The 23,893-nt window shown below is 44.9% G+C and carries 16 protein-coding genes; 5 read left to right on the top strand and 11 right to left on the bottom strand.

The annotated features are described in order from the left end of the window. Positions 1 to 80 precede the first annotated feature (80 nt). The 4 genes from BLT07_RS11265 to BLT07_RS11250 are packed head-to-tail and all read right to left on the bottom strand — an operon-like array spanning position 81 to position 5,177. Positions 81 to 1,484 carry a TolC family protein gene (locus BLT07_RS11265; protein ID WP_317040755.1) on the bottom strand — a complete coding sequence of 468 codons (1,404 nt, stop codon included), beginning with the start codon at positions 1,482 to 1,484 and terminating at the stop codon, positions 81 to 83. Beyond that, entirely contained in the window at positions 1,481 to 2,830 is a 1,350-nt protein-coding gene (locus BLT07_RS11260) for an HlyD family secretion protein (protein WP_091868710.1), read from the bottom strand. The genes BLT07_RS11265 and BLT07_RS11260 overlap by 4 nt, the downstream gene beginning before the upstream one ends. A 3-nt stretch (positions 2,831 to 2,833) precedes the next feature. Further along, complete coding sequence (locus BLT07_RS11255; RefSeq protein WP_091868708.1) at positions 2,834 to 4,498, bottom strand: peptidase domain-containing ABC transporter; 1,665 nt, start codon at positions 4,496 to 4,498, stop codon at positions 2,834 to 2,836. Beyond that, complete coding sequence (locus BLT07_RS11250) at positions 4,491 to 5,177, bottom strand: TetR/AcrR family transcriptional regulator (protein WP_091868705.1); 687 nt, start codon at positions 5,175 to 5,177, stop codon at positions 4,491 to 4,493. The genes BLT07_RS11255 and BLT07_RS11250 overlap by 8 nt, the downstream gene beginning before the upstream one ends. 210 nt (positions 5,178 to 5,387) lie before the next feature. Here BLT07_RS11250 and BLT07_RS11245 point away from each other — a divergent pair, with 210 nt between their 5' ends. After that, positions 5,388 to 5,759 (top strand): hypothetical protein, encoded by a 372-nt coding sequence (locus BLT07_RS11245; protein WP_245726525.1) that lies wholly within the window; start codon positions 5,388 to 5,390, stop codon positions 5,757 to 5,759. A 50-nt stretch (positions 5,760 to 5,809) separates the two neighbouring features. Next, the gene (locus BLT07_RS11240) at positions 5,810 to 6,427 is read left to right on the top strand and encodes an MCP four helix bundle domain-containing protein (protein ID WP_091868703.1); all 618 of its coding nucleotides are present in this window, start codon (positions 5,810 to 5,812) and stop codon (positions 6,425 to 6,427) included. 60 nt (positions 6,428 to 6,487) lie between these two features. Here BLT07_RS11240 and BLT07_RS11235 read toward each other — a convergent pair whose 3' ends face one another. The 7 genes from BLT07_RS11235 to BLT07_RS11205 all read right to left on the bottom strand — a co-directional run bounded on the left by BLT07_RS11235 (position 6,488) and on the right by BLT07_RS11205 (position 19,321). Continuing rightward, positions 6,488 to 8,962 carry a TonB-dependent receptor gene (locus BLT07_RS11235; protein ID WP_091868701.1) on the bottom strand — a complete coding sequence of 825 codons (2,475 nt, stop codon included), beginning with the start codon at positions 8,960 to 8,962 and terminating at the stop codon, positions 6,488 to 6,490. An 84-nt stretch (positions 8,963 to 9,046) separates the two neighbouring features. Further along, positions 9,047 to 9,856: an AraC family transcriptional regulator gene (locus tag BLT07_RS11230; protein WP_091868699.1), complete on the bottom strand. Its 810-nt coding sequence runs from the start codon at positions 9,854 to 9,856 to the stop codon at positions 9,047 to 9,049. A gap of 507 nt (positions 9,857 to 10,363) precedes the next feature. After that, entirely contained in the window at positions 10,364 to 12,331 is a 1,968-nt protein-coding gene (locus tag BLT07_RS11225) for a heavy metal translocating P-type ATPase (protein WP_091869003.1), read from the bottom strand. Between the two features lie 19 nt (positions 12,332 to 12,350). After that, positions 12,351 to 13,556 carry an efflux RND transporter periplasmic adaptor subunit gene (locus BLT07_RS11220; RefSeq protein ID WP_091868697.1) on the bottom strand — a complete coding sequence of 402 codons (1,206 nt, stop codon included), beginning with the start codon at positions 13,554 to 13,556 and terminating at the stop codon, positions 12,351 to 12,353. Between the two features lie 3 nt (positions 13,557 to 13,559). Further along, on the bottom strand, positions 13,560 to 17,903 hold the full coding sequence (locus tag BLT07_RS11215; RefSeq protein WP_091868695.1) for a CusA/CzcA family heavy metal efflux RND transporter: 4,344 nt from the start codon (positions 17,901 to 17,903) through the stop codon (positions 13,560 to 13,562). Positions 17,904 to 18,050: 147 nt separating this feature from the next. Further along, positions 18,051 to 18,362 carry a DUF6660 family protein gene (locus BLT07_RS21725; RefSeq protein ID WP_394331313.1) on the bottom strand — a complete coding sequence of 104 codons (312 nt, stop codon included), beginning with the start codon at positions 18,360 to 18,362 and terminating at the stop codon, positions 18,051 to 18,053. 35 nt (positions 18,363 to 18,397) lie between these two features. Next, positions 18,398 to 19,321, bottom strand: a complete 924-nt coding sequence (locus BLT07_RS11205; RefSeq protein ID WP_091868691.1) for a LysR family transcriptional regulator — start codon at positions 19,319 to 19,321, stop codon at positions 18,398 to 18,400. A gap of 116 nt (positions 19,322 to 19,437) precedes the next feature. On the opposite strand from BLT07_RS11205, the gene BLT07_RS11200 reads away from it, so the two are divergent. The 3 genes from BLT07_RS11200 (at position 19,438) to BLT07_RS11190 (ending at position 23,717) form a co-directional block, all read left to right on the top strand. Continuing rightward, positions 19,438 to 19,749, top strand: a complete 312-nt coding sequence (locus BLT07_RS11200; protein ID WP_091868689.1) for a hypothetical protein — start codon at positions 19,438 to 19,440, stop codon at positions 19,747 to 19,749. Between the two features lie 87 nt (positions 19,750 to 19,836). Beyond that, entirely contained in the window at positions 19,837 to 21,321 is a 1,485-nt protein-coding gene (locus BLT07_RS11195) for a proton-conducting transporter transmembrane domain-containing protein (RefSeq protein ID WP_091868687.1), read from the top strand. Further along, entirely contained in the window at positions 21,321 to 23,717 is a 2,397-nt protein-coding gene (locus BLT07_RS11190; RefSeq protein ID WP_091868685.1) for a DUF2309 domain-containing protein, read from the top strand. The genes BLT07_RS11195 and BLT07_RS11190 overlap by 1 nt, the downstream gene beginning before the upstream one ends. The last annotated feature ends 176 nt before the right edge of the window (positions 23,718 to 23,893 follow it).

Raw genomic sequence — 23,893 nt, 5'->3', positions numbered from 1 at the left:
TAAAAATGATAAAATTAGAATGAAAAATGTGAATACCGCAGGTAAAAGTAAAGGTCTAATTGATTTCTCTATTAAAACAATCAGTTCATAGGATTAATGGCCAAACTTTTGAAAAGTTTTGCTTTCGATGTGAAATATTTGTTCTGCATCCTATTCCTTTTCAATTGGGCATCGATAAGTTTGATTTCCCGAGCGTTTACCAAAAACAGGGAACTCTCCCCAAACCTGAATTTTCGTTCTTCCGCTGCCAAAAGGATGTCGTAATTACCGACAATCTCTTCGATAAGGGCCGTTTGCACCTTTAAGCCTTCCAGTTCGTTAAAAAGCTGTTCGATACTATTTTTTATCTGAATTTCAGTATTGTCGAATTCGAACTCCGCATCCCGGATTTTAATTTTTGCTAACTTAAGATCTCCGCGTTCCTTTCTTAAAAATAGGGGCATACTAAAGGTAATTTTGCCCTTATATGCTTGAGTCTCGAAGGAGTTGATGTACTCGGGGGTTTCGGTCAAGAAGTTATATTCAACGTTAATCTTGGGAAGCAGTTTATTGGTTTTGAATTGTTTGTCTACCTCGAGGCCGTTGAGTTTAAAGCGTAACGATTTCAGTTTCGGATGGTTTGCAATGGTAAAAGTGTCTAATGTGTTCCCCTCGATTTTCAAGGTGATATCTATCTCATCTATCAATGTGGTATCGGGTAAGGTACTCGCTTGCAGTTCCATGGGAATGTTGTCGCCCATCCAAAGGAAATTGGATAGTTCAAGCCCGGTCCGCATCAAGTCCAGTTTCGCCTGTTCTAGCTGTAGTTTACGGTCTTGCACCGCGATTTTCGCCTCGACGGTGTCGATAGCGGCGACTTCACCTGCATCGGCACTTGTTTTGACCCCCTCGAACCGTATTTGTGCATTGCCCAGAAAATCGCTAAAAACACGTAGGTCGAGATAGGCTTTCAGCCATTCGAAATAGGCCAACGAGGCGTCGAACAATACTTGGTTAACCCTGATATCGCGATCGGCCAAAGTTTGATCATTGAACAATTTAGCTTGTTTTAAGGTGGCCATCCGTTCGTTCATCCATAGGCCTTCGCCAAGGGATACCGACACCCCGGCACTATACAGCCCGTCTGTAGGTGTTATTTCGGATGGGTTTAGAAATTCCCCGTCATTCTGTTCAAAATTCCCCTTTAGGTCAACGCCATACCAAACGGGTACTTTGAAGGTTGCGTTGAGGCGGTCGTAATATTCCGTGCCCTTGAACGCCTTCCGTCCATAATCGACCTCTATTTTAGGATCAAAGCCTCCTCGTGAGCGCATAAGGTTTGCCTGGGCAGCGTCAATGCCCAGTTCCGCCTGTTTGGCGATGGGGTGATATTGCTTTACATAGCCTATGAACTCGCTGAATTTCAAAACCGGCGTATCCGGGTGCTGTGCAATCGCACCGAAGCCGAGTAGTAAGAAGTAGGCAAGCGAGAATCGTCCCATCATTTTTTATCCCTTGAGGCCGTGTTTTGGGGTTGGTAATAGTTGGGTGGGAAACCGTTCAACTGCCGCCAAAGTTCATACCAAATCGGTACATCTTCCAGTAACGCAATCGTATTGGCCCCCGAACCTACCCGAATATCTTTCGGCCATGGATGGTCTTCGGAATCGGGGGCCAATAGCACCCTGTATTTTCCGTTCTCACTTATAAAATTTTCGATGGCCACTACTATTCCGCCGTAAGTACCGTACGATACGTTCGGCCATCCGCTAAAGACTATAGCAGGCCAACCGTCGAATTGTATCCGTATTTTTTCACCCGTATGCACCAAGGGCAGGTCGATCGGCTCCACAAAAGTTTCCACTGCCATATCGATATTAGCGGGCATGATACCGACTAAACGATCTCCTGCCTTGAAGGTTTCCCCGATTCCGCCCTGAATGGCTTTATTGATGTATCCTTTTTGTGGTGCCCTGACATAATACATTTCTTTCCGCATAGCGTAATTTGTATAGGAATTCTCCAGTTTCGTTACTTGGGCTTCGGAGTCGAATTGGTTGGATTGTGCCGTATACATATCACTTTGGGCTTTTGAGATCTTATCGGTGTATTCGGCTCGAATACGCTGAATTTCTACTTGCGCGTTGAGTATTTCGTTGCGGGCCGCCAGTAGTTTATTTTCCTGTGAAATAAGTTTGGCCTGGGTTTCCTGTAGCTTTAGACGCTTTTCCTCTACATCGGTCATGGCCTTAAGGCCTTCTTGTTGTAGTTGCTCCGTACGTTCATACTGCCGCTCGGCAATTTTGAGATTCGTTTTTGCCGCCTCAAGGTCAATACTGTCGCTCTGTACCTTTAATTTGGATTGTAGGAGTTTATTCTTGGCCTGTTCTGTCTTTAGGACCTGTTCCTCCTGCACAGCCCTGATCTGCTGGTTTAAGGCATTGACCTTGGCTCCGTAGGAGATGACCGACGATTCTTTATTCTTTATTTGTGCGCCGGTACGCTCGACCAGCTTGGGATCGAAATATTCCCCCTTGATTTCGGAAATAAATAGGATAGTATCTCCCTTTTGAACCACATCGCCTTCTTGTACGTACCATTTTTCTATTCTGCCGGGAATGGGCGATTGTATCGTCTGGGGGCGTTGGTCGGGAGACAGGGTCGTAAGAAATCCTCTTCCCCTGATATTCTGGGTCCAAGGAAGAAACAGCACGATAAAGCCAAAAATCGCCGAGCCCAGCAAAAACCGATTGAAATGTTTATAGTGCCGTTGATGAAAGACCATATCCGTCGACTTGAAACCGGTAAGGTGCACGGTTTTGTTCACAGGATTTTTTGAGATGTTCAGCATAGTTTAGTTTTCAGAAATGATTTTACCTCCGGCTATAGTTACGATGCGTTCACAATGGCCCAACCACTTTTGATCATGGCTAACAACCAGTAAGGCCCAAGGATTGTTGGAATCGGTCAGAAACTTGATAATCCGTAATGCCTCCATTTCGTCAAATCGGTGTAGGGGATCCTTCAGGATCAATAGTTTTGGTTTTCGAATGATACTACGGGCCAGAATGATTTTTTTCATCACCGTATGTGGTATCTGCTGACCTTCGGGATATAACATGGTGTGTATGCCGTTTTTCTGCTCCTTGACGAACTGCTGCAAACCGGTCTTTTCCAAGGCCCAATGCAGATCTTTTTGTGTTATACGGGTATCCCCGAAGGTGATATTCTCCAAGAGCGTACCCTCAAAAGGAGTTTCTTCAGTCAGCGACTGGCCTAAAAACGATCGGTAATGGTTCGCATTGATGCCATCCAAAGAAATATCGTTAATAAAGATGGTGCCTTTGGTGGGTTCGATAAGACCTGCGACCAAGCGCAGGAGCGTGGACTTGCCAGAACCGCTGGCACCTAAAATCAACGTATGGCTTCGTGGAGGTATTGTCAGGGATATATCTTGTAAAATTGGGTTTTGCTTTTGAAAACCGAAAGCCACTTTCTCAAGTTCTACCGTAAACTCGGTATTTTCCTCAAAAGGTGTTTCGCCCCCTTGGTTTTCCAGGTCCTTGTCCACGACCTGGCCCAGTTTTTCGAGCGAGGTCAAGAGATCGTAAAATGTATCCAGTCCGCGTATCAGTTTTTCTACGGATGTAATTACCAAAAGGATGATGATCTCGGCGGCGACGAACTGTCCGATATTCATTTCTTGGTTCAGCACCAACAATCCGCCGATCAATAGCAGCCCAAGGGTCACCAAAACTTTAAAGCCTACCATTTGAATGAACTGAATGACCAAGACCCTAAAATGGCTTTCGCGGGCCTTGAGATATTCGGTGACCAGAAGATCGTTTTTGTTCACCGCTAGACTTGTTTTTCCAGAGAGTTTGAAACTGACCAGCGAACGCGCTACCTCTTGCACCCAATGTGCGACCCTATACTTACTTTTCGATTCGTCAAGACTAGTATTCATACCCTTTTGTACTGTGAACTTGAAGACCACATAGATCAAGAGCAACAACAATATGCCATAAATAATAAAGAAGGGATGATAGAAAGAGAGTAAAAGTAGCCCAAAAATTATCTGTAGGACGGCTGCCGGAAAATCTATTAAAATCTTTGAAACTCCCTTTTGAACAGTCAAAGTATCGAAGAAGCGATTGGCCAATTCAGGAGGATAATAGTCTCGAAGTTCGCTCATCTTAATTTTGGGAAACCGATAGGTAAATTCGAAGGATGCCCTAGTGAAAATTTTCTGCTGTAAATTTTCAATGATTCGTATCTGCATCAATTGCAGAATACCGGCGAAAGCCACACCGCCGGTAACCAAAACGACGAGAATGATCCAAGAGGTACTAATTTCTGCGCCCTGAATCAAATTGATGATCGCCTGAATCCCCAAGGGCAGGGTTAGGTTCACCAAACCTGCATATATGGCATAGTAGAAGGTCTGCAATATGTCGCGTCTGTCTAGTTTAAGCAGCGCAATCAACCGTTGCCACGCGGTGAGAACAGATTTAGACATTGGGTTGGTTGTTTAATCGATTAAAGACCAGATCGGTAAAATATTTGGTCGGTTGTTCGTCTTTATGACAGTCGGTCAGCGATGAAAAATGCTCCTTTAAGAAATGTTGATGTAAAGAACCCTCTAAAATGGTGCTGGCCAAACTTAAAGGATACCCATAATGATTGTCGACCGCCTTGATCATTTCACTAATTCGGGTGATTAATCTTTTATATATACTGAAGTAACCTTCCTTGTTTTTGGTGTCGACCTCTTTGGTGAGATATGATTTAGAAAATTCATTGATGACGATCTTGTTCAACAGCTCTTCATTAATATGCGCGAACACCCAATCTTTGACCGTTGTCTGCGTAACGATTTCTATAGCCTTGGCCAATTTAGGCTCCGGATCGGGAATGCCGTTGGTGGCAAATACCAGCCGATATTCGAGCCATCCCCAATACCAAGATGTCAAATACAGCAATAGCTTTTGTTTGCTCTCAAAATACCGGTAAACGGAACTTTCGTTTGATTTTATTTCTGCTCCGAGTTTCCTGAACGTAAAATTTTCAAAGCCCATGTCGTTAATCATCAGAATGCTATGCTCGATTATACGTTTGCCCAAGTCGGAAGATTCGGGATCTTTTATATATAATTTATCGTTGACGGTAATTTTGATGGACTCTAAAAGTCTTTCCATTGGAATCGGATTAAATCTTTGCAAATATAATAGTAACACTATTAATAATTAATAGTTTAACTTTCAATTAACAATAGTGATTCTACTATTTTTGGAGGAGATTGGTATTTTTGTACCGTTCTAAGGATGGTTTTCAGCGGTGTCCGTTTAACGGAAACGCTTTTACTAAAAAGGATGTATTGAATCATTAATTTCAAACGAAGGTTGATTATGAAGAATATCTTATTTTTTTTATGGATTGGAACCTTTGCTACTACTTTGCAAGCACAGGTCTCACCAGTGATGGATGAAAAGAATTGGGAAATACCAGTGGTGGGAGCAGTTTTCGAAATTGGTGAAGCCTCAGCGCACTACTATAAGCACATTCAATTTCCAAGAGCCAATTTCATTATAAAGCGTGGTGGTTTTGCGAATTATCAAGCGATGGAAAACATTCAAGTAGTTGTTGCCTCCTTAAAAGTAAGAAAAGAGGGAACTGCAAAGGTGTATTTGAAACGTGCTGACGGCAAGCGCTTTTTTGGAAGCCACCTATACGTTGCTGCGAATGTAAAACAGGCCCTCGCATCGGGTGAGTTGCGCTGATTCAGGTTTGCATTGTACCTGCTTTAAAATATTTCATAACCTAAAAAACTATGGTTAAATCATTAAGCTTATCACACAAATTTCAAGCTGGTCTTGCCTTGGCCATAGTTTTTTTATTGGTTTTGGCAACAAACCGGCTAGACCATCGACATTTTTCGACGGTACAGAACACGGTCAATTCCGTATTCGAGGATCGGGTAGTGGCGCAGGACTATATCTTTCGCCTCAATAATCTGTTTCAAGAGAAACGATTGTTTTTAGGGGTTCACGATTCGCTGGCAGACGGTTCTAGGGAAAATGCGCATATCGATGAGCTGTTGATGAAATTTGGGAAAACAAAGCTTACTGCTAAAGAGTCTTTTTATTTTAAGCAGTTGCAGAAAAACGTCGAGGAACTCTCGGCTTTGGAACAGTCAATCAAAAATAGTGCGGAAGGAATGACGGAAAACGCGCGTGGGAAAATAGAGTCGTCATTACAAAGGATAATGGAAGATTTGAACGATTTAGCCTTGACGCAACTGACAGAAGGCCGTCAACTGACAGAAATGGCTAGAAAATCATTGGCTACCAACAACCTGCTTTCCAACCTTGAGATTATTTTTCTTATTGTCATTGGTATGATTGTGCTGGTGATTGTTTTTTATCCGACCAGGGGACTAAAAAAATAAATAGGAAGCGGACTTGCCGGATACGGAGCTATGACAAGTTCTAGGGGTTGTATTCTCGTCTTAAAATTCACGCTTCCCGAACTCGCTGTCGATGAATTTCGATTTGTCCTTGTTCTTGTTAAAGGTATAGGACAGGTTGAGAATGATCATATCTACCTCGTACACATAATTGGTCGTGGTAAAGAACTCTCCCTCGCGAAAGGTAGTTATACGCTGTTCGTTGGTATCCAAAATCCCCATATCGATGTTCTGCCATTGCAGGATCGCGACAAGGCGGTCGTCGCAAAAGGTCTTGCGCAACGTAAGGTTAGGGGAATAGAAACGGGAATCCTCGCCCTGGGCGGTATTCTGCGCCGAAACATAGTTAAAGGTAAACTGGGCCGAGGCGGTCTCAGAAAAATCGAACGTACTGATGGCATTGATTGAATAGACAAAGGCATCGCTATCTACACTTCTTCCTTCATAGACCCCTTCGATAGTATAATTATAAAAATTTGCCCCGATAAAGTTCGACCAGTTCTTGGTCGGTTTTAATTGGGTGCCGAATTCAAGCCCTAACGAACGGCTGTCCCCCACATTGGAATAGATGCGGTTCAAGATGGTATCGTTGTAGATTGTGTTGACCCGGTTGACCAGGTTTTTGACATTGCGGTAGTAGGCAGTGGCATAAACGGAATTACCCCCATCAAAATTCTTGCTTACGCCCATTTCGAAAAGGTCGATGAATTCTGGCCGTAGCGTGGGGTCGCCCTGCTCTAACGTCTCGGAATGTTCCCGTTCAGGAAAAGGGTTCATCTTAAAAGTGGTAGTACGCTCCACCCGTTTGCTATAGGCCGCCTTTAACTTGGTATTGTTCTCGAAGCTATATTGGACAGAGGCAGAGGGAAAAGGTTTGATGTAGTTGTAGGTGTAGGTGGTATCTATCTCGCCAAGTTTATCTTGTAGGTCAAAGTTACGGTCCATGCCCTCAATGCGCAGACCTGCGGCATATTCCCATTTATCCTTTTTGGCCGTGAACTGGGCATAGGCAGAATGGAGGTCTCGTACGAGATCGACCTCGCTCGAAAATTCTGGCACCAATTCGAATTCGCCTGTAGCGTTGTTGCGCCTTTCGTAGACGAAATCCCCTTGGTGGTTCAGGTTGCGGTATTGGTACCCGGTTTCCAACTGTCCAAAGGAAAACGGTTTCCATGTGTAGTCCAGTTGAAAGCGGATGCCGTTCAAAGGGTTGTCGTTGGTATTGTATTCCTTTTGATATATAATAGCGTTATCGGGAAATCCCAGATTATCACTTTCGGTTGGTCCGCCCAATAGCGTGTATTCATATAACAAGGAAGTGGAGAGTTTCGAACTATTTTTAAAAACGTGTGCGTAATCAAAACTGCCCAATACGAAATCGCTTCTTCGCGTACGCAGGTTGTGGTTGAAATATTGGAAAGTGTAGACCCGCTCGCCGTCTTCCGCAGGGGTAATGGCGTGGTTGTCAAAGTAGACGATATCGGCCAAACGGTCCTTTTGACGCTTACCCGCATAAAAGCCCAACGAATAAGTGTTCAGGGTATCGGGCGTAAAATCAACGGTAAACCTTCCGCTGTAGTTGACCTCGTCAAAACTGCGTTCCCCGTCGGATGGGAATTGGGTCAAAGTATCGTTGATGATAGTAAAAATATCGCCTTCGCGTCTACCCCCCAAATCGTTACGTTGGTAATTACCCCCTAGGGAGATGTTCCAGTCCCCCTTTATGATATTATAGGTGGCATCGATACCGTAGCGCTGGTGCGTTTTGTCATTGTCGTATGGTTCGATAGAGGGAAAACCACCGCGTACGTTGATCTGGGTAAAAGCTCCATCGGCAGCTCCCTTTTTGGTAATGATGTTCAATATCCCTGACTTTCCTTCGGGATCGTATTTGGCGGATGGCGCCGTAATGACCTCCACCCGATCTATGGCATTTGCCGGAAGCTGGTTCAACAGCGTAGATGCATTACCTTGCACGGGGTTTCCGTTGAGCAGCACCACAAAACCTGTACTCCCTCGGACACTAATCTCGCCCTGTCCGTCGACACTGACCGAAGGGATATTCCTGACCATATCGGTAGCGCTGCCGCCCTGGCTGTTCTGGAACTTCTGGGCATCGAATACTTGTCGATCTATCTTGTTGATGACCGTTGCTCGTTCCCCTTTGACCACGACCTCGCTCAACTGGTTTTCACCTATGGAGAGTTCGATGGTACCAACATCCACAGGTGTATTTCTATTGTGCACGTTAATGTCCCTTATGATCTTAGTCTGAAAACCAATAAAGGAAGCCTCAAGATAATAGGTGCCTTTCTTTACATCGGGAATGGTAAAAACGCCTTCGATATCGCTAATTACCCCTGAGGCCAGTTCACCGTTTTCTTGAAAGTAGAGCGCCGCGGTTGCGTATTCCAAGGGATAGTCATTGGTGCCATCGGTAATGGTTCCGGTTACCTGACTAAAGGTCAGGGCCGAAACGAAAAGTAAGGATAATAGAAAGGAGGTGCGTAAGTTCATCAACAACAATTTTTTGGCTTTAAAAAAAGTTGAATTTACGCTTAAGGAAAACCGGATTATGGTGTATTTGAAAAAGTTAAGGTATCATTGCCTCTTTTTGAACTGCATGGGAGTCTCTCCCTCATACCGTTTATAATATTTTACAAAATGGGAGACATCCTTAAAAGCAAATTTATAGGCGATTTCGGTAACGGAAAGGTCAGTAAAGCGTAATAGGCGTTTGGCTTCCTTGACCATCTGTACGGCAATGACCTGTGAAGCCGTTTTGGAGTACCTCCCCTTGCAAAGTGAGTTCAGGTTCTGTGCGGTGGTGTTGAGCAGCGCGGCGTAATGGGATACCTTGTTCTTGAGTTCTTTGCCCAAGAGCCCGTCGAACCGGGATAGGGTGTCCCCCATATTGGATGTGCCCTCCATATTGGCATAGCCTATGATTTTAGCTAACAGGGCCTTTAACGCACCTTCGACCACTTCATTTAGCCCTGCCCGCTTTCCCTCCATTTCGTTGCATAGAATTTCAAATAGGCTGTCGATCGTAACGTCGGTCTGTATCTCGATCTTCTGTTGGAAACTGAGTTGCTGGAGCTGTAGGTTAATGTTTTTATCTAAGGTCGAGTCCAGAAAATCCTGTTTGATGAGTATGACGAATCCTTCCGGGACGGTATCGATTTTCCAATGATGCACTTCGTCCTTCTTGATCAAAAAAATTATGGGCGGTTCTATTGCATAGCTCTGCTGGTCCATATAATGGAATCCCGAACCTTTTCTGAAATAGACCAGCTCTAGATACTTAGTATGCCGATGGGGTCTAGTGTAGCGTTTGTTGACATCGAACGGCTCAATTTTTATATCCGCCGTTGGCGTAATCTTGGTATACGTTTCTATTTGGTTTTTCATCAACGGACAATAGGAATATGGAGTAAACCACTGTTTGATACGCCCTATTTACTTCAGTTGTAAAAATAGTAAACAAAAATGCTCGAAACGAACTTAAAATGCTGCATTTATGCGATTACAATTTTAAAATTCCGATGATTGTCTATATAGGGAAAGGATAGAGAAACCTTCGGCCTTTGTAATGGTTCAAGGCTTAAAAAAAGGGTAATGGACTAGTTTGGGAAAACGAGGTTTTTTTTGAACATTCTCGATTATCTCGGGCGTTACAAATAACGTTCTTATACCCGTAATTACATTTTGCTATTCTCCAGTTTATTTATATTTGATTACCATGGCCAAATTTAAAAAAGGGATATGGATTAGGATACTCGAAATAAAGAATTCTAACATTTACTTTTCCGGTCTCGGCCCGTTCTTTCCATACGAAGTAAATTGTTTTTATCAACAACAAGACATTTTGAACTAATTTCAAAGACTGCCTTTTCATGGCCCTGTAACCTTAGAAAATTACTGACTCCACTTCATCTTTTGCAACCGAACCGCATTTAAAATAGCCAACAAAGCTACCCCTACATCGGCAAACACCGCTTCCCACATGGAAGCCATACCAGCGGCACCCAAAATCAAAACTACAATCTTCACACCAAATGCCAACGCAATATTCTGCCAAACGATCCGCCTTGTAGAACGTCCAATTTTAATAGCTCTTGCAATTTTGCTCGGTTGGTCGGTTTGAATAATGACATCTGCCGTCTCAATAGCCACATCGCTGCCTAGGCCGCCCATCGCGATACCGACATCACTAGTCGCCAAAACAGGCGCATCGTTGATTCCATCGCCGATAAAGGCTACTTTGGTATTGGGCTGTTTTTTGAGTTGTTCCACCTCTTTGAGCTTGTCTTCGGGCAACTGTCCGCCTTTTGCCCAATCGATTCCCAGTTCTTTGGCCACTTGCTGCGTAATGGAATCTTTATCGCCAGAAAGCATTATTATTTTAGAAATACCAGATTCTCGAATAGCTTTGATGGCTTGGTGGGCATCATCCTTCAGTTCATCCGCAATGGTTACATAACCAGCAAACTCGGCATCGATACCTACCATAACTATCGATTCAATGATGGTGTCTGTTTCCGAAGGTACTTCTATGCCATTACTGGTCATTAATTCTTTGTTTCCCACCAGAACTGTCTTACCGTTCACGCTGCCCTTCAATCCTTTTCCCGCCACTTCGGAAACTCCGGTGGCTTCAAAATTTCCCCCATCGACTTTGTACTCTAGTATAGCCTTGGCAATGGGGTGGGTAGATTGTTGTTCCATCGCCATTAGGTATTTCATAAATTCCTTTTCCTCGTGGGATTTCGCATTGACTTCCTTGATTTTGAAAACCCCTTTTGTAACGGTTCCCGTCTTGTCCATTACCACGGTGTTTACCTTGGTCATACTATCGAGAAAGGATGCGCCCTTGAATAAGATTCCATTGCGGGATGCGGCCCCCAACCCCCCGAAATAGCCCAATGGAATGGAAATGACCAGGGCACACGGACATGAGATGACCAAAAAAATAAGGGCGCGGTACAGCCAGTCGCTAAATACATAATCTTCGACAAAAAAGTAGGGGAGTAGCGTAAGGCCTATGGCCAAGAAAACCACAATAGGCGTATATATTCTGGCAAACTTCCGGATAAACAATTCCGTTTTTGATTTTCGCGCCGTGGCATTTTGAACCAGATCGAGAATACGGGCGATGGAACTGTCCTTGAATTCCTTCGTGGTTTCAATTTCAATTACACTCTCCAGGTTGATGCTTCCGGCAAAAGCGGATTCGCCTTTTACAAGGGTATCCGGCTTACTTTCACCGGTTAATGCGGCGGTGTTGAACGACCCTTTTGCTGAAAGTAGAATACCGTCTAATGGTACTTTTTCGCCTACGCGCACCTGAATCTTTTCACCGATTTCAACCGTTTCCGGGTCAACGGAAACATACTCGCCATCGCGATATACTAGGGCTTCATTGGGCCGTACATCGAGTAACGCCTTGATGTTGCTTTTGGCGCGCTTGACGGCGGCACCCTGAAATAATTCGCCAATGGCGTAGAATACCATTACGGCAACGCCCTCGGGATATTCTCCTATGGCAAAGGCACCCAGGGTTGCGATGGACATCAACAAAAATTCAGTGAAGAAATCACCGTTTTTTATACTGTTCCAGCCTTCCTTCATTACCGGAAACCCTACGGGTATATAGGCGACTATATACCAAACGATTTTGACCCAACCCTTAAAAAAGGGAACGACCTCGAAATAGTCGATTGCGATACCCGTAATTAGCATTACAAAACTAAAAATAGCCGGCAGATACATTTTAAACTTAGAAGGGCTATTCAGATCGGTAGGGTTGTGGCCGTCATCGTGGTTATGTTGGCCAGAATGTTTTTGGATGTCGATATCCCTTAAGTTTAGTTTTTTCTTTTTCATAATGGTCTTTTTAGCTGCATCAATGGGGATGTTCCGCATCGCCTTTTTTCATTTCCGCCATCAGGTAGTAGGCATTGTTGAAGGCGTACTGTGTATTTGGCGCTTGATCGGTAAGAAAGTCAATGGTGATCCATTCCCCATCGGTTATATTTTTTTTGATTTCTACCGGGGTAAAACTCCAATCGTTACCTTCTTTTTCTGCGGTAAAGATAAATGACTTAGTGCCATCTGAGGCTATGGCGCTCTCGGGTATTGCCTTTGTCAGGGAATTGTCGGTTTGAATCCTTCCCTGAATGTACATCCCCGGTATCAGGTTGCCTTGCTTGTTCTCAATTTCTGCATGTACGTGCAATGCTTTGGGGTTTTGCTCAAACGTTTTTCCTACCGAATAGATTTTGGCGGTCAGTTCGTTTCCTGAAAGGGACTGGACATTGAAGCTAACCGTCTGCCCTTCTTTAACTTTGTACGCATCCTTTTCAAAGACCATCAAGTCGGCATGAACGTGATGGGTGTCCACGATTTCAAAGAGATCGGTCTGCGGTTCTACATACTGCCCGGTTCTTACTTCCACCTTTTGAACGAAGCCTTCTATGGGGCTTCGTAAGGCCACACGCTGATAAATAGTACCGTTTCTAACACCTGATGCGCCAATGTTCAACTGTTGCAGTTGCGCTTCCAGTCCTTTTGCCCTACTTCGGGATGCCTGATATTCCGCTTCGGCCTTTTGAAAATTGGCTCCGCTGCCCACCCCGGCATCATACAAGGTTTTTTGTCGGTCAAATTCCTTTTTAAGAAATTCGCTATTACTGTAGGCGTTGAGGTAATCGGTCTGTTTTTGAATGATATTGGGATGCGACAAATATGCCACCGTTTGACCTTTTTCGACCTTGTCGCCCTCTATCACCTCAATGGAAACCACGTTCGCACCTACGACCGTAGTGATGGTGGCCTCGTTCTGTGGCGGGACTTCCAGTTGCCCGTTCGCTTCCACATAGCCGCTCATATTTCGCATGGGCACGGTGTCGATTTTGATCTGTAGCGCGTCGAACTGATTTGCCGTTAGCATGACTTCCTCAGCTCTTGTTGCTGTATGCGAAGCCTCCATTTCCATTTGGGAATTCTGAGCCTTGCTTTCAGCGGTATGGGATTTGGAATCGCCGCAGGCCGTTAGACCTAAAAGCATTGGTAATAACGCGACAGCTTTGTATTTAGATAGCTTTTTCATTTGTTATTGTTTGAAGTAGTGTAATTCGAAAACTGATTTTAGATACTTATCGAGAGCGTCAAGCGCATCAATTTCGGTCTGTACGGCATCCCGTATGATTTGAGTGAACGCTGCATAGTCCACCGCTCCTTCCTTATAGGCAAGCAATGCGCCCTTGCGCTGTTCTTCGGCAAGCGGCAGAGCCTTGTCCCTATAAAAATGCCAAGAGGCTTCCCATTTTTGATAGGCTATTGCGGCCTGCCGATATTCGGATTGCAGTTGACGTTGGGTAAAATCCGCATTCGCCTTTGCGATTTCGCCATCGATTTTCGCTGCCTTGGCACGGCTGCGTTCCAAACCTGAAAACAAGGGAAGGGAAATACTTGCCTGATAGCTGTAAAATCCGCTGTTGCCGTTTACTTTTTGGAGGCCTCCTTGTGCATTGAAATTGGGCAGCAGATCGGAACGGGCAGCAACATACATGGCTTCGGCCTCGGCCACACGGTTTTGTGAAAGTTCGAGTTCGGGGTGCGTGCTTATTTCCGTAAACAGTGTCGATACGGCGAGCTCGCTTTCGTCGAGCCTATCGGGAATGGAATAATAGGTTGCAGAAACCAACCAAAGGTTGAGTTTTTGCAGGGCAATGGCATAATCGCTTTCGGCCTGATGCATTTTGTTGCTGATCTGTAAGGCCTGATTTGTGGCTGACGCATATTCCAAGCGTGAAATGGCTTCTACCTCAAAGTTAAGTTGGATGGCCCTTGCGAATTGGGAATAGATGGAATCCAGTTCGCGGTACAGTTCAAACTTTTGTCTTTCCCGGTAGGCTAGCGACCAAGCCGTTTTCACTTCCTGTTCCACTTGAAGTGCCGATAGGTCAAAGGAAGTCTCGGCCAAGGCTACGCGTTGTTTTTGCAAACGCTTTTTTGCGCCTATACCGAATAGATTGATGTTCTGTTGACCTACACCAACCAAAGTGTAGACACCCCCATCAACCGAGATTTCCTCGCCGCCTGTGAAAACTTGGGTTTTGCCAAAGTCGTAAGCGGTGCCCTTCAGCGTGTTTTGTCTCTGAATCTCCAATTTTTTCGTTTGCAATAGCGGATAGTTTTCCTTTGAAATCTCTACTGCCTTCTCCAGTGAAATAACGGGTAGGGAACCGTTCGGTCGAAACTCTTGAGCTTGTGTGAGACCGCATGTAAACATAAGACAGACTACCGCTGTGGCAGTTACAAATTTCGGATCGGGTTTTGTCTTGCGTTCGGAACGCTTCTCGACCCATTGATAAAAAATGGGAAGGATAAAAAGTGTCAAGAGCGTAGAAGTGATTAGACCACCGATAACAACGGTTGCCAATGGTCGCTGTACTTCGGCCCCCGCCGATGCTGAAATGGCCATGGGAAGAAAACCTAAAATATCGGTCAAGGCCGTGAGCATTATGGGGCGTATCCTACGTTTTGTACCTTCTATAATCCTTTCTTTTAGGTCGGTCACGCCTTCCTCCTTCAGTTCGTTCAGGCCACTTATCATCACCAATCCGTTGAGGACCGCTACCCCGAAGAGCACAATAAACCCAACGCCTGCTGAAATGCTAAAAGGCATATCCCTAGCCCATAGGGCAAACACACCGCCTATAGTGGCCATCGGAATGGCTAGATAGATCATCAAGGTCTGTGGAACGGATTTTAATGCGAAATAAATCAGGATGAAAATAAGTACTAAGGCTATGGGAACTACCGTTTGCAATCGGTTACTGGCACGTTCCAAATTTTCGAAAGCACCTCCGTACCGGATATAATAGCCTGTGGGCAAGTCAAATTGCGCTTCCAATTTTGCCTGAATTTCTTCTACGACCGATTTCACGTCGCGATCGCGCACATTGATACCCACATACGTCCGTCGATTGGTATTGTCCCGACTTATCTGCATCGGGCCGGGTTCGAAACTTACGTCCGCAATTTCCCGTAACGGTATCTGCGAACCGTTGGGCAGATTGATGAACAGGTTTTGAATATCCTCGATACTGTTCCGATTTTCCTTTTGCAGTCGCACAACCAGATCAAACCGCTTTTCACCCTCGAAAATCACACCTGCTTTTCCACCCGCAAAAGCAGCCTGTACCACACTATTGAGTTGGTTGATGTTCAGACCGTATTGGGCCAGTTTATTCCTGTTGTAGTCAATGGTTATTTGTGGCAACCCATCGGTAGCCTCTACCTTCATGTCGGCAACCCCGGGAACCGTCGCTATGAGCTGCCCCATTTCCTCGGCCTTGCTCGCCAGAACATCAAGGTCTTCCCCGAACAATTTGATGGCAACATCTTCACGAACACCCGTAAGAAGTTCGTTGAATCGCATTTCGATAGGTTGGGTAAATTCGAAATTGACACCCGGAAGAATACTAATGGCTTCCTTTATTTTTTTGACCAATTCATCCTTGCTTCCGGCCGATGTCCACTCTTCGTTTGGTTTAAGGATGACAAAAACATCGGCAATATCCATCGGCATCGGATCAGTAGGCACGTCCGCCACACCAATACGGCTTAATACGGATTTGGCCTCCGGAAATTCCGCCTTGATAATACGTTCGATTTTCGTGGTGGTTTCGATAGTTTCGGTGAGGGAACTACCGGGCTTCATAATGGCATGAAACGCAATATCGCCTTCGTCCAATTGTGGGATGAACTCGCCGCCCAATCTAGTAAAAGCGAAAATGGCAATCGCAAAAAGGGCAATGGCAATACCTATGATCACTTTTGACTTGGCCAGTGATCGGTTCAATAGCGGTTCGTAATTTCGTTCTATCCAATGTACAAACCGATCTCCATACGATTGTTTTTCCGATTTTGCCGGTCGTAAGAACAAGGCCGAAATCATAGGAACATAGGTCAAACACAACAGCATTGCCCCGATCATCGCAAAGATGAAGGTCAACGCCATAGGCTGGAACATCTTGCCTTCTACACCTTCGAGTGCCAAGATGGGTAGAAATACAATTAGAATGATTAGTTGGCCGAAAAAGGCCGCATTCATCATCTTTTTCGAGGCTTTGGCCGCAATTTCATCACGGGTCTCCCCATTTACGGTTTTCTTTTTTACGACATACGAGTACATCAAAAAAACGGTACTTTCCACAATAATGACCGCGCCATCTACGATGATGCCGAAATCGATGGCTCCCAGGCTCATCAGGTTCGCCCACACGTCGAAAACGTTCATCAAAATAAAGGCGAACAATAACGAAAGGGGTATCGTAGAGGCCACGATCAGACCCCCTCGCCAATTGCCTAAAAGCAAGACCAGAACAAAAATTACGATAAGGCCACCTTCCAAAAGGTTTCCGGTAACCGTTCCCGTAGTTTCCGCAATCAATTCGCTTCGGTCGAGAAAAGGTTTAATGCTAACCCCATCCGGGAGGGATTGCTGGATCTGTTCCATTCGTTGGGTAACCTTCTTTATAACTTCATTGGAGTTTGCTCCTTTTAACATCAGGATCATCCCGCCAACGGCCTCTCCCTTACCGTCTTTGGTCAACGCACCGTAGCGTACGGCACTTCCCAACCTCACATCTCCTACATCCTTTATTTTAATGGGTACCCCGTTGACCGTTTTGACGACCATATTTTCAATGTCCCCAACGGTTCTTGCCAAACCTTCCCCACGAATGAAATTGGCTTGATGGTTGCGTTCGATATAGGCACCGCCCGTATTTTGATTGTTGTTTTCCAAAGCTGCAAACACGTCCGAAATCGTAATACCTATGGCACGAAGTTCGTCGGGGTCAACGGCTACTTCGTATTGCTTCTTATTTCCACCGAAGGCATTTACTTCCACTACGCCCGGCACCATCGCCATCTGTCTGCGGACTATCCAATCCTGCGCCGTTCGCAGATCCGTGGCGGAATATTCACTTTGGTGTTCGTCGTCGACCTCCAGTGTGTATTGATAGATCTCGCCCAGTCCCGTTGAGATGGGACCTATCGAAGGCTTCCCAAAACCCATAGGAATCTGTTCTTGCACTTCTGACAGTTTTTCGGCCACAAGCTGTCTGGGCAAATAAGTTCCGACCTTGTCATCGAATACAATCGTAACTACGGAAAGTCCGAAACGGGAAACCGAACGAATTTCCTTGACATTCGGGAGATTGCTCATCGCAACCTCGACCGGATAGGTTACGAATTGCTCCATATCTTCCGTTCCCAGATTGGGCGCTTGCGTGATGATCTGTACCTGATTATTGGTAATATCGGGTACGGCATCGATGGGTACCTGTGTCATACTCCATATGCCAGTGCCAATTAGGGCAAGCGTAAAGAGACCAATAATAAATTTGTTATTGATTGAAAAATCAATGATTTTGTTAATCATAGATCGGGATATTAATTCAGTTGAACAAAGAGCTGCACTTTTGCCCCAGTGCCTGTCGTATGGGTAGAAAGGGGTAAGTGCCATGATGATATTCCCATCATCGGGATATATCAAAACAGGATATAGCTATCCTATAGAAAAACTGAATTAGGCCCTGGGAGGCTGTAGAAGTGAATGCGAAATATCTTTGCCAAAATTATCGAAATGGGCAAAGGTTTTCTCAAAGCTCATTAGAACCAAGGGATTGAACGAAAGTATATTGGATTCAATGGTATGGATATGACAACAATGGCAATTACAAAAAGGGGAACAAAGATCAGATGCCCCATGGTCATGGTTTGCAACCATGGCACTTATAGTTTCGATACCAGATTCATCACCTAACAGTTCGCCATCATTACAGGGAATGAAGTTGAGTGCCAAAAAAAATAGTGATAAGAGTACTGCTATCAATTTCACAGTGCAAAGATAACAAGAATCGCAGGCAATCCAAATCAAAAAGAATCGATCCAAGCGAATTTTTTCTTGATGATCGCTTCTTTTTCAGTGGATATAAACTCGAGATACGCCGTTGCGGCAGGGGATAGCTTTTTGGATTTTAACCAAATCAGGTTCCATGTGGTATTTATGGGTAGCCCTTTAACGGGTACAATCTGTACCTCCTTGTTCTTCAGTTCATGTTTTATACCGATCAAAGGCATTATGGAACAACCTAGTCCCGAAACGACCGCCTGTTTTACCGCTTCGTTGGAGGTCAGCTCGATTTTTTGTCGTACCGAGAATTTATTTTTTGAGATAAAGGTTTCCATGGCATTTCTAGTGGCCGAACCTTCCTCCCGATAAATCAGCGGTAGGCCTTCGAACAATTTTTTCTTGGTCGGGGTGGTTTTAAACTTTAAGTCCGTATTGGCAACGTAGAAAAGCCGATTTGGCATGAGTTCTACCCGGTTCACCTTTAGCTTTTTAGGCAATACAGAAACGAGTGCAAAATCCACTTCGTTACGTTCCAAGCTTTTGACGACTCTTGATTTATTGGTCACATCCATAATAAGTTCCACCCCGGTGTTGGCTTTCATAAAATCGGATAAAAAATAGGGCATTACATATTTTGCCGTAGAGACAACCGATACGATGAGCCGGCCCGAAAGCTGGCCTTGATAGGCCAAGGTCTTGTAATTGATGCTATCCACTTCTGACAGAATTTTTTCCGCTGCCACAGCGATTTCCTTCCCAAAATCGGTGACATACAGCTTTCTACCAACGATTTCAGTCAGTGGAATCGGGAATTGATCCTGAAAATTTTTAAGCTGGATCGATACGGCAGGTTGGGTCAAGTGAAGCTCTTCGGAAGCTTTGGTAACACTCTGTTTCTGAGTTATTTTGAGGAATATCTGAAGTTGTCGCAAGGTGTAATCCATAAATAATATTTATATGTAACATAGCAAATATAAATAAAAATAAATGATTGATTTGCCGCACCTTTGTCCACGGATTGGATAGACCATCCCAAAAATTAATCCTAAAAGCAAAAGCAATGGAAACCAAAGAAGTAGCAAAAGAGGTCAAAACAGGGCAAATAATTCAGTTGATCAAAGGGGAATTCAGTCCTTCTGAAGCATCTCTCATCATCAGTACGCTGATAGACCAAAAAATCAATTTCCATAAAATGCAACGCCTACAGCACTGGGAAGGAAACCACGGCTTCGAAACTAGCGAACTTGACGGGCGGATCAAAGAATTGGTCGAAGAAAAGCGAACGGCAAAAGAATTCTTCGCCGCTATCAAAGGTGAGAAACGTAAACTTAAGATCGATGGTGTCATCAAAATTGAAGATGCGGATAGCTAGTATGCGCCGGTCTTCGCAGTTGATTACCGGCATTTTCGAACCTATTTTAAATATACTCCTAACTTAAATAGCCTAAATAATTATATAATGATTCTTGACACTACTCTTCAAGACCCGGCTCTTATAAAATCTAATGATCAAAACGATACCTACACCGCCCCAATACTTTCAAAAATAGTTGTTTGGAGCCTATGGTTTTTGTTTATCGGCAATCTGAGTTATCTACTATACTATATTACAGCCTCCTCGGAAGCGTATCAAGGGCGTTTTTTTAGGATAAACGGCTTTACCATTTTAATATTTACTACTGTCACTTTTTTTAGCGCTTTGATCGGCAGTTATGCCAAAAGCTATTTACACGGGTTTAGATATCACACGCGCTTTATGCTGCTCTGTCTAAGCTTCACGTTATCGGTCATGCTGTTTGTCGCCTCGAATCATGTCGCCTTAGTATTACTGAGTTGGTGGGGCATGGGATTTTTAATGTCGCGCTTGATCGGTGTCGACTCCGATTGGGGAGAGGCGCGTGAGGCATCTAAATTTACACAGCGGTATTTTCTGGCCGGCACTTTATTTTTGAGTGCTGGAATACTTCTGCTGGCCTATGGAAGCAAAACCTTTGAAGTAAATGTCATAATGGCTTCCATACAGGATTTACCCGGCGAAATCGTCTTTATTGCCGCGCTTTGTATTATAACCGCTTCCATCGTACAATCGGCCATCTATCCATTCCATCGATGGTTGCTTTCGGCGATGACTGCCCCGACTCCTGCGTCGGCCCTGATGCACGCCGGCTTTGTAAACGGGGCGGGTATTCTGCTGGCCTTGTTTTCCACAGTATTGTTCGCGTCGAATACCTTGAACCTGCTATTGGTTATCGGTGGGTCGACGGCCATTATCGCACAGTTTACCAAACTACTTCAGGTCAATGTCAAGCAAAAACTGGCCTGTTCGACCATTGCCCAAATGGGTTTTATGATCATGCAATGCGGACTGGGATTTTTTAATGCGGCTGTGGCACACTTGATACTTCACGGCTTTTACAAGGCCTATCTATTTTTGGCTTCGGGAGAGGAAATAGCGCATTCAAGGCCCGAAAAACCGGTACGTATTAAAATCAAGCCGTTGCAAGCGGTCGTTGTGCTGTTTTTCGGGATTCTCGGAGCCATCCTGTTCGCGGTGATGACCGGCAAAGGAACGGAGCTGAACAGCGGAATCTTTCTGACCCTGATCGTGGCGATTACCGTGGGGCAGGCTACTTATAATATCGTAAAGGAACATAGCCTCTCGATACTTCAGAAAATAATTTTGCCGCCCCTGCTGTTTTTGGCAGGTATCGCTTCCTATGCCTTGATTTACAACGGTGTGACCAGCCTGATGTCCGATATGCCGATGGTCGCGGTGCCCCTTCCGCTTTCAACGGTACAGATGGTTTTCGGTATCGTTTTCTTGATTGGTTTTTTCCTCATGAAGTTGGGTACCTACCGCAAGGTTCCTTGGCTTTATGTGAAGTTACTGAATCTATCCCAACCTCATAACAAATCCATTCTTTTCTATAAATCAAAATTCTAATGATATCACAGCACGTTTTAAAAAGTATCGATGCAGCATCGAAGGTCATCGGCAAAACATGGCCCTTATATTCGTTCGTCACCTCGAATCCGTTATCGGGTTATGAAAAACTGTCTTTCCCGGAGGCGGTGGAATATGCCAAGGCCCATTTGAATGCCCATGTCTTCCCTAAAACCCATGTATATCGCGAAGCGTTTGCAAACGGCGAAATCGATGTTCAGGTTTTGGAAGGGCTGCTCAAGGAAAATGGATATTCCGAAACCCCGGAGGTCTACCTTCGGAAAATGAATGCTTCGGATGGCCGGGGTGAAAAAAATGAAAACCATGCTCTGGATCGGATTATGGTAAAGTGGCTTTCCTCATTTTTGGACGAAGGATTGGCCGAGTGGCAGATGCCCGGTAAAGAAAAGGGATTCTATAAAGCATGGCGGGCACTGGCAGTGTATGATGACGAATTGGGCGTGAACATGTCCAGTGAGATTCCGAAAAATAGTTCCGAGGTTTTGTCGAATGTGTTATCGGAGTATCCCGAACAGGAGTATACAAAGATATGTACCTACCATTTGGCCGCTTTACCGGGATGGACCGGTTACATCAACTACCGAAGGGAAGCCGATTCGCTTTGGCAGCGGGAGTACCCCATTAGTTTGGAAGATTATCTAGGGGTACGTCTTTGGATAGCCCGAAAGATAAATGCGCAAATCGTGCCAAAGATAAATGCTGCCCGTCGGGAAGGAGATATGGCAAAGCTTCAGTATATCTGGCTACAAGCTTGGGAAAAAAGTTGGCAAAACACTTTTGTCAAGACGTTAGGGAAGGCATCATTAAAGTCCGATTTCTCTACAAACGGCGCTACTTTTTCTGATGCGCAGCTGGTTTTTTGTATCGATACCCGATCGGAAGCCATACGAAGACATGTAGAGGCCAAAGGCAATTATGAGACTTTTGGCTACGCCGGTTTTTTCGGTATTGCGATGGATTATGCCAATCCGAATGATGGCACGGTGCGAAAATCCTGTCCCCCCATAGTGGCCTCGGCCTATACCGTTTCGGAAAGTCCACAATCGGGTAAAAAGGAGGATGTTTCGGTATATGAACGAAAAAATGAAATCCGGAAATTTGGGCAATATTTTCTTAAAAGGATGAAGAACATGCTCCCTTCCGCTTTTGGATTTGTAGAAGGGTCAGGTTTTTATTACGGCCTATCTCTATTGGCCAGGACTTTCACGCCGGGCGCCCTTTACCGCGTTAAGGCAAAGAACACGTCATCATACGAAAGCTTACATGAGCCCGAAATCAATGCGGCTAAGGTTCAGGAAGATGCGGTTAGCGGTATTTCTTTGGATGAAAAAGTGGCCATCGTAAAATCCGCCTTTGACCTTACGGGATGGAAAAAATTCGCGCCCTTGGTACTTTTTGTAGGCCATGGAAGCCACTCCGCGAACAATGCGTTCGGCTCCAGTCTAGATTGTGGCGCCTGCGCCGCGACTCCCGGAAGGCACAACGCCCGGATGTTTGCAAAACTGGCCAACCTGCAGGAGGTCAGGATGGTTTTAGCCGATAAATATAACCTCCGAATTCCTGCGGATACCGTCTTCATCGGTGCAGAACATAATACGACCACCGATGAAATTGAAGTGTTCGATTCCGAAGTCCCCGATTCCCATCGCGAGCGATTGCAAAAAGTAAAATTGCATTTGGCAAATGCCCAGCAAACCGCTACCCGAGAACGATTGGGCGAGGGACACAACGGTGTGACGTTAGCCCAGGGAAAGGCGAATAATTGGAGCGAGACCCGACCCGAATGGGGCCTCGCTAAAAATGCGGGTTTTATCGTGGCCCCTAGGGCACTCACCAAAAATGAGAACCTTGATGGCCATTGCTTCCTACATTCCTACAACTGGGAAATGGATGTTGAGGGCAAAGCCCTGGAAGGTATTATGCAAGGCCCGATGGTCGTCACCCAATGGATCAACAACCACTATTATTTCTCAACGGTCGACAATGATAAATTCGGTGGTGGCTCCAAGATTACCCATAACATCACCGGTAAATTCGGAGTGGTGCAAGGCAATGGAGGCGACTTGAAAATAGGACTTCCCCTGCAATCGGTAAACCGATGCGATGATGGCATGTACCACCGGCCTTTAAGGCTTTCGGTACTGATACAAGCCCCATTAGACCGGGTTGCCGACATCCTATCCCGCAACGAAAACCTAAAAGCATTATTGGACAATGAGTGGATCTATTTAATGGTCATGGACCCGAAACAGAAAAATAACATCAAGCAGTATCGGAAGAATATGGAATGGTTGATTATCAGTGGAGAAGGTATGGATGGAAAAATTCACTCTAAAACTTTCAAGGTTGAAACTGTAAATGAGGGTGTCGGGTAAGGAATGGATTAAGAGGTTATGGATTTTTAAATGGAGTTCGTGTAGGCCACGTCTACCCGCGAAATAAAAAATATCGCTCCTTCAACTCCTTAATGGCGGTTTCCTTATACCTAATAGCGCAGCGCCTCGTCAGTAAACTCTTGTACCTTATCGGTCAGCGAAACAATATTTTCCGA

Origin of the sequence: Pricia antarctica (assembly GCF_900101815.1) — a bacterium.
Lineage (GTDB): Bacteria > Bacteroidota > Bacteroidia > Flavobacteriales > Flavobacteriaceae > Pricia > Pricia antarctica.
Note: the sequence above shows the minus strand (reverse complement) of the source record. Positions and strands in the feature narration are given on the sequence as shown.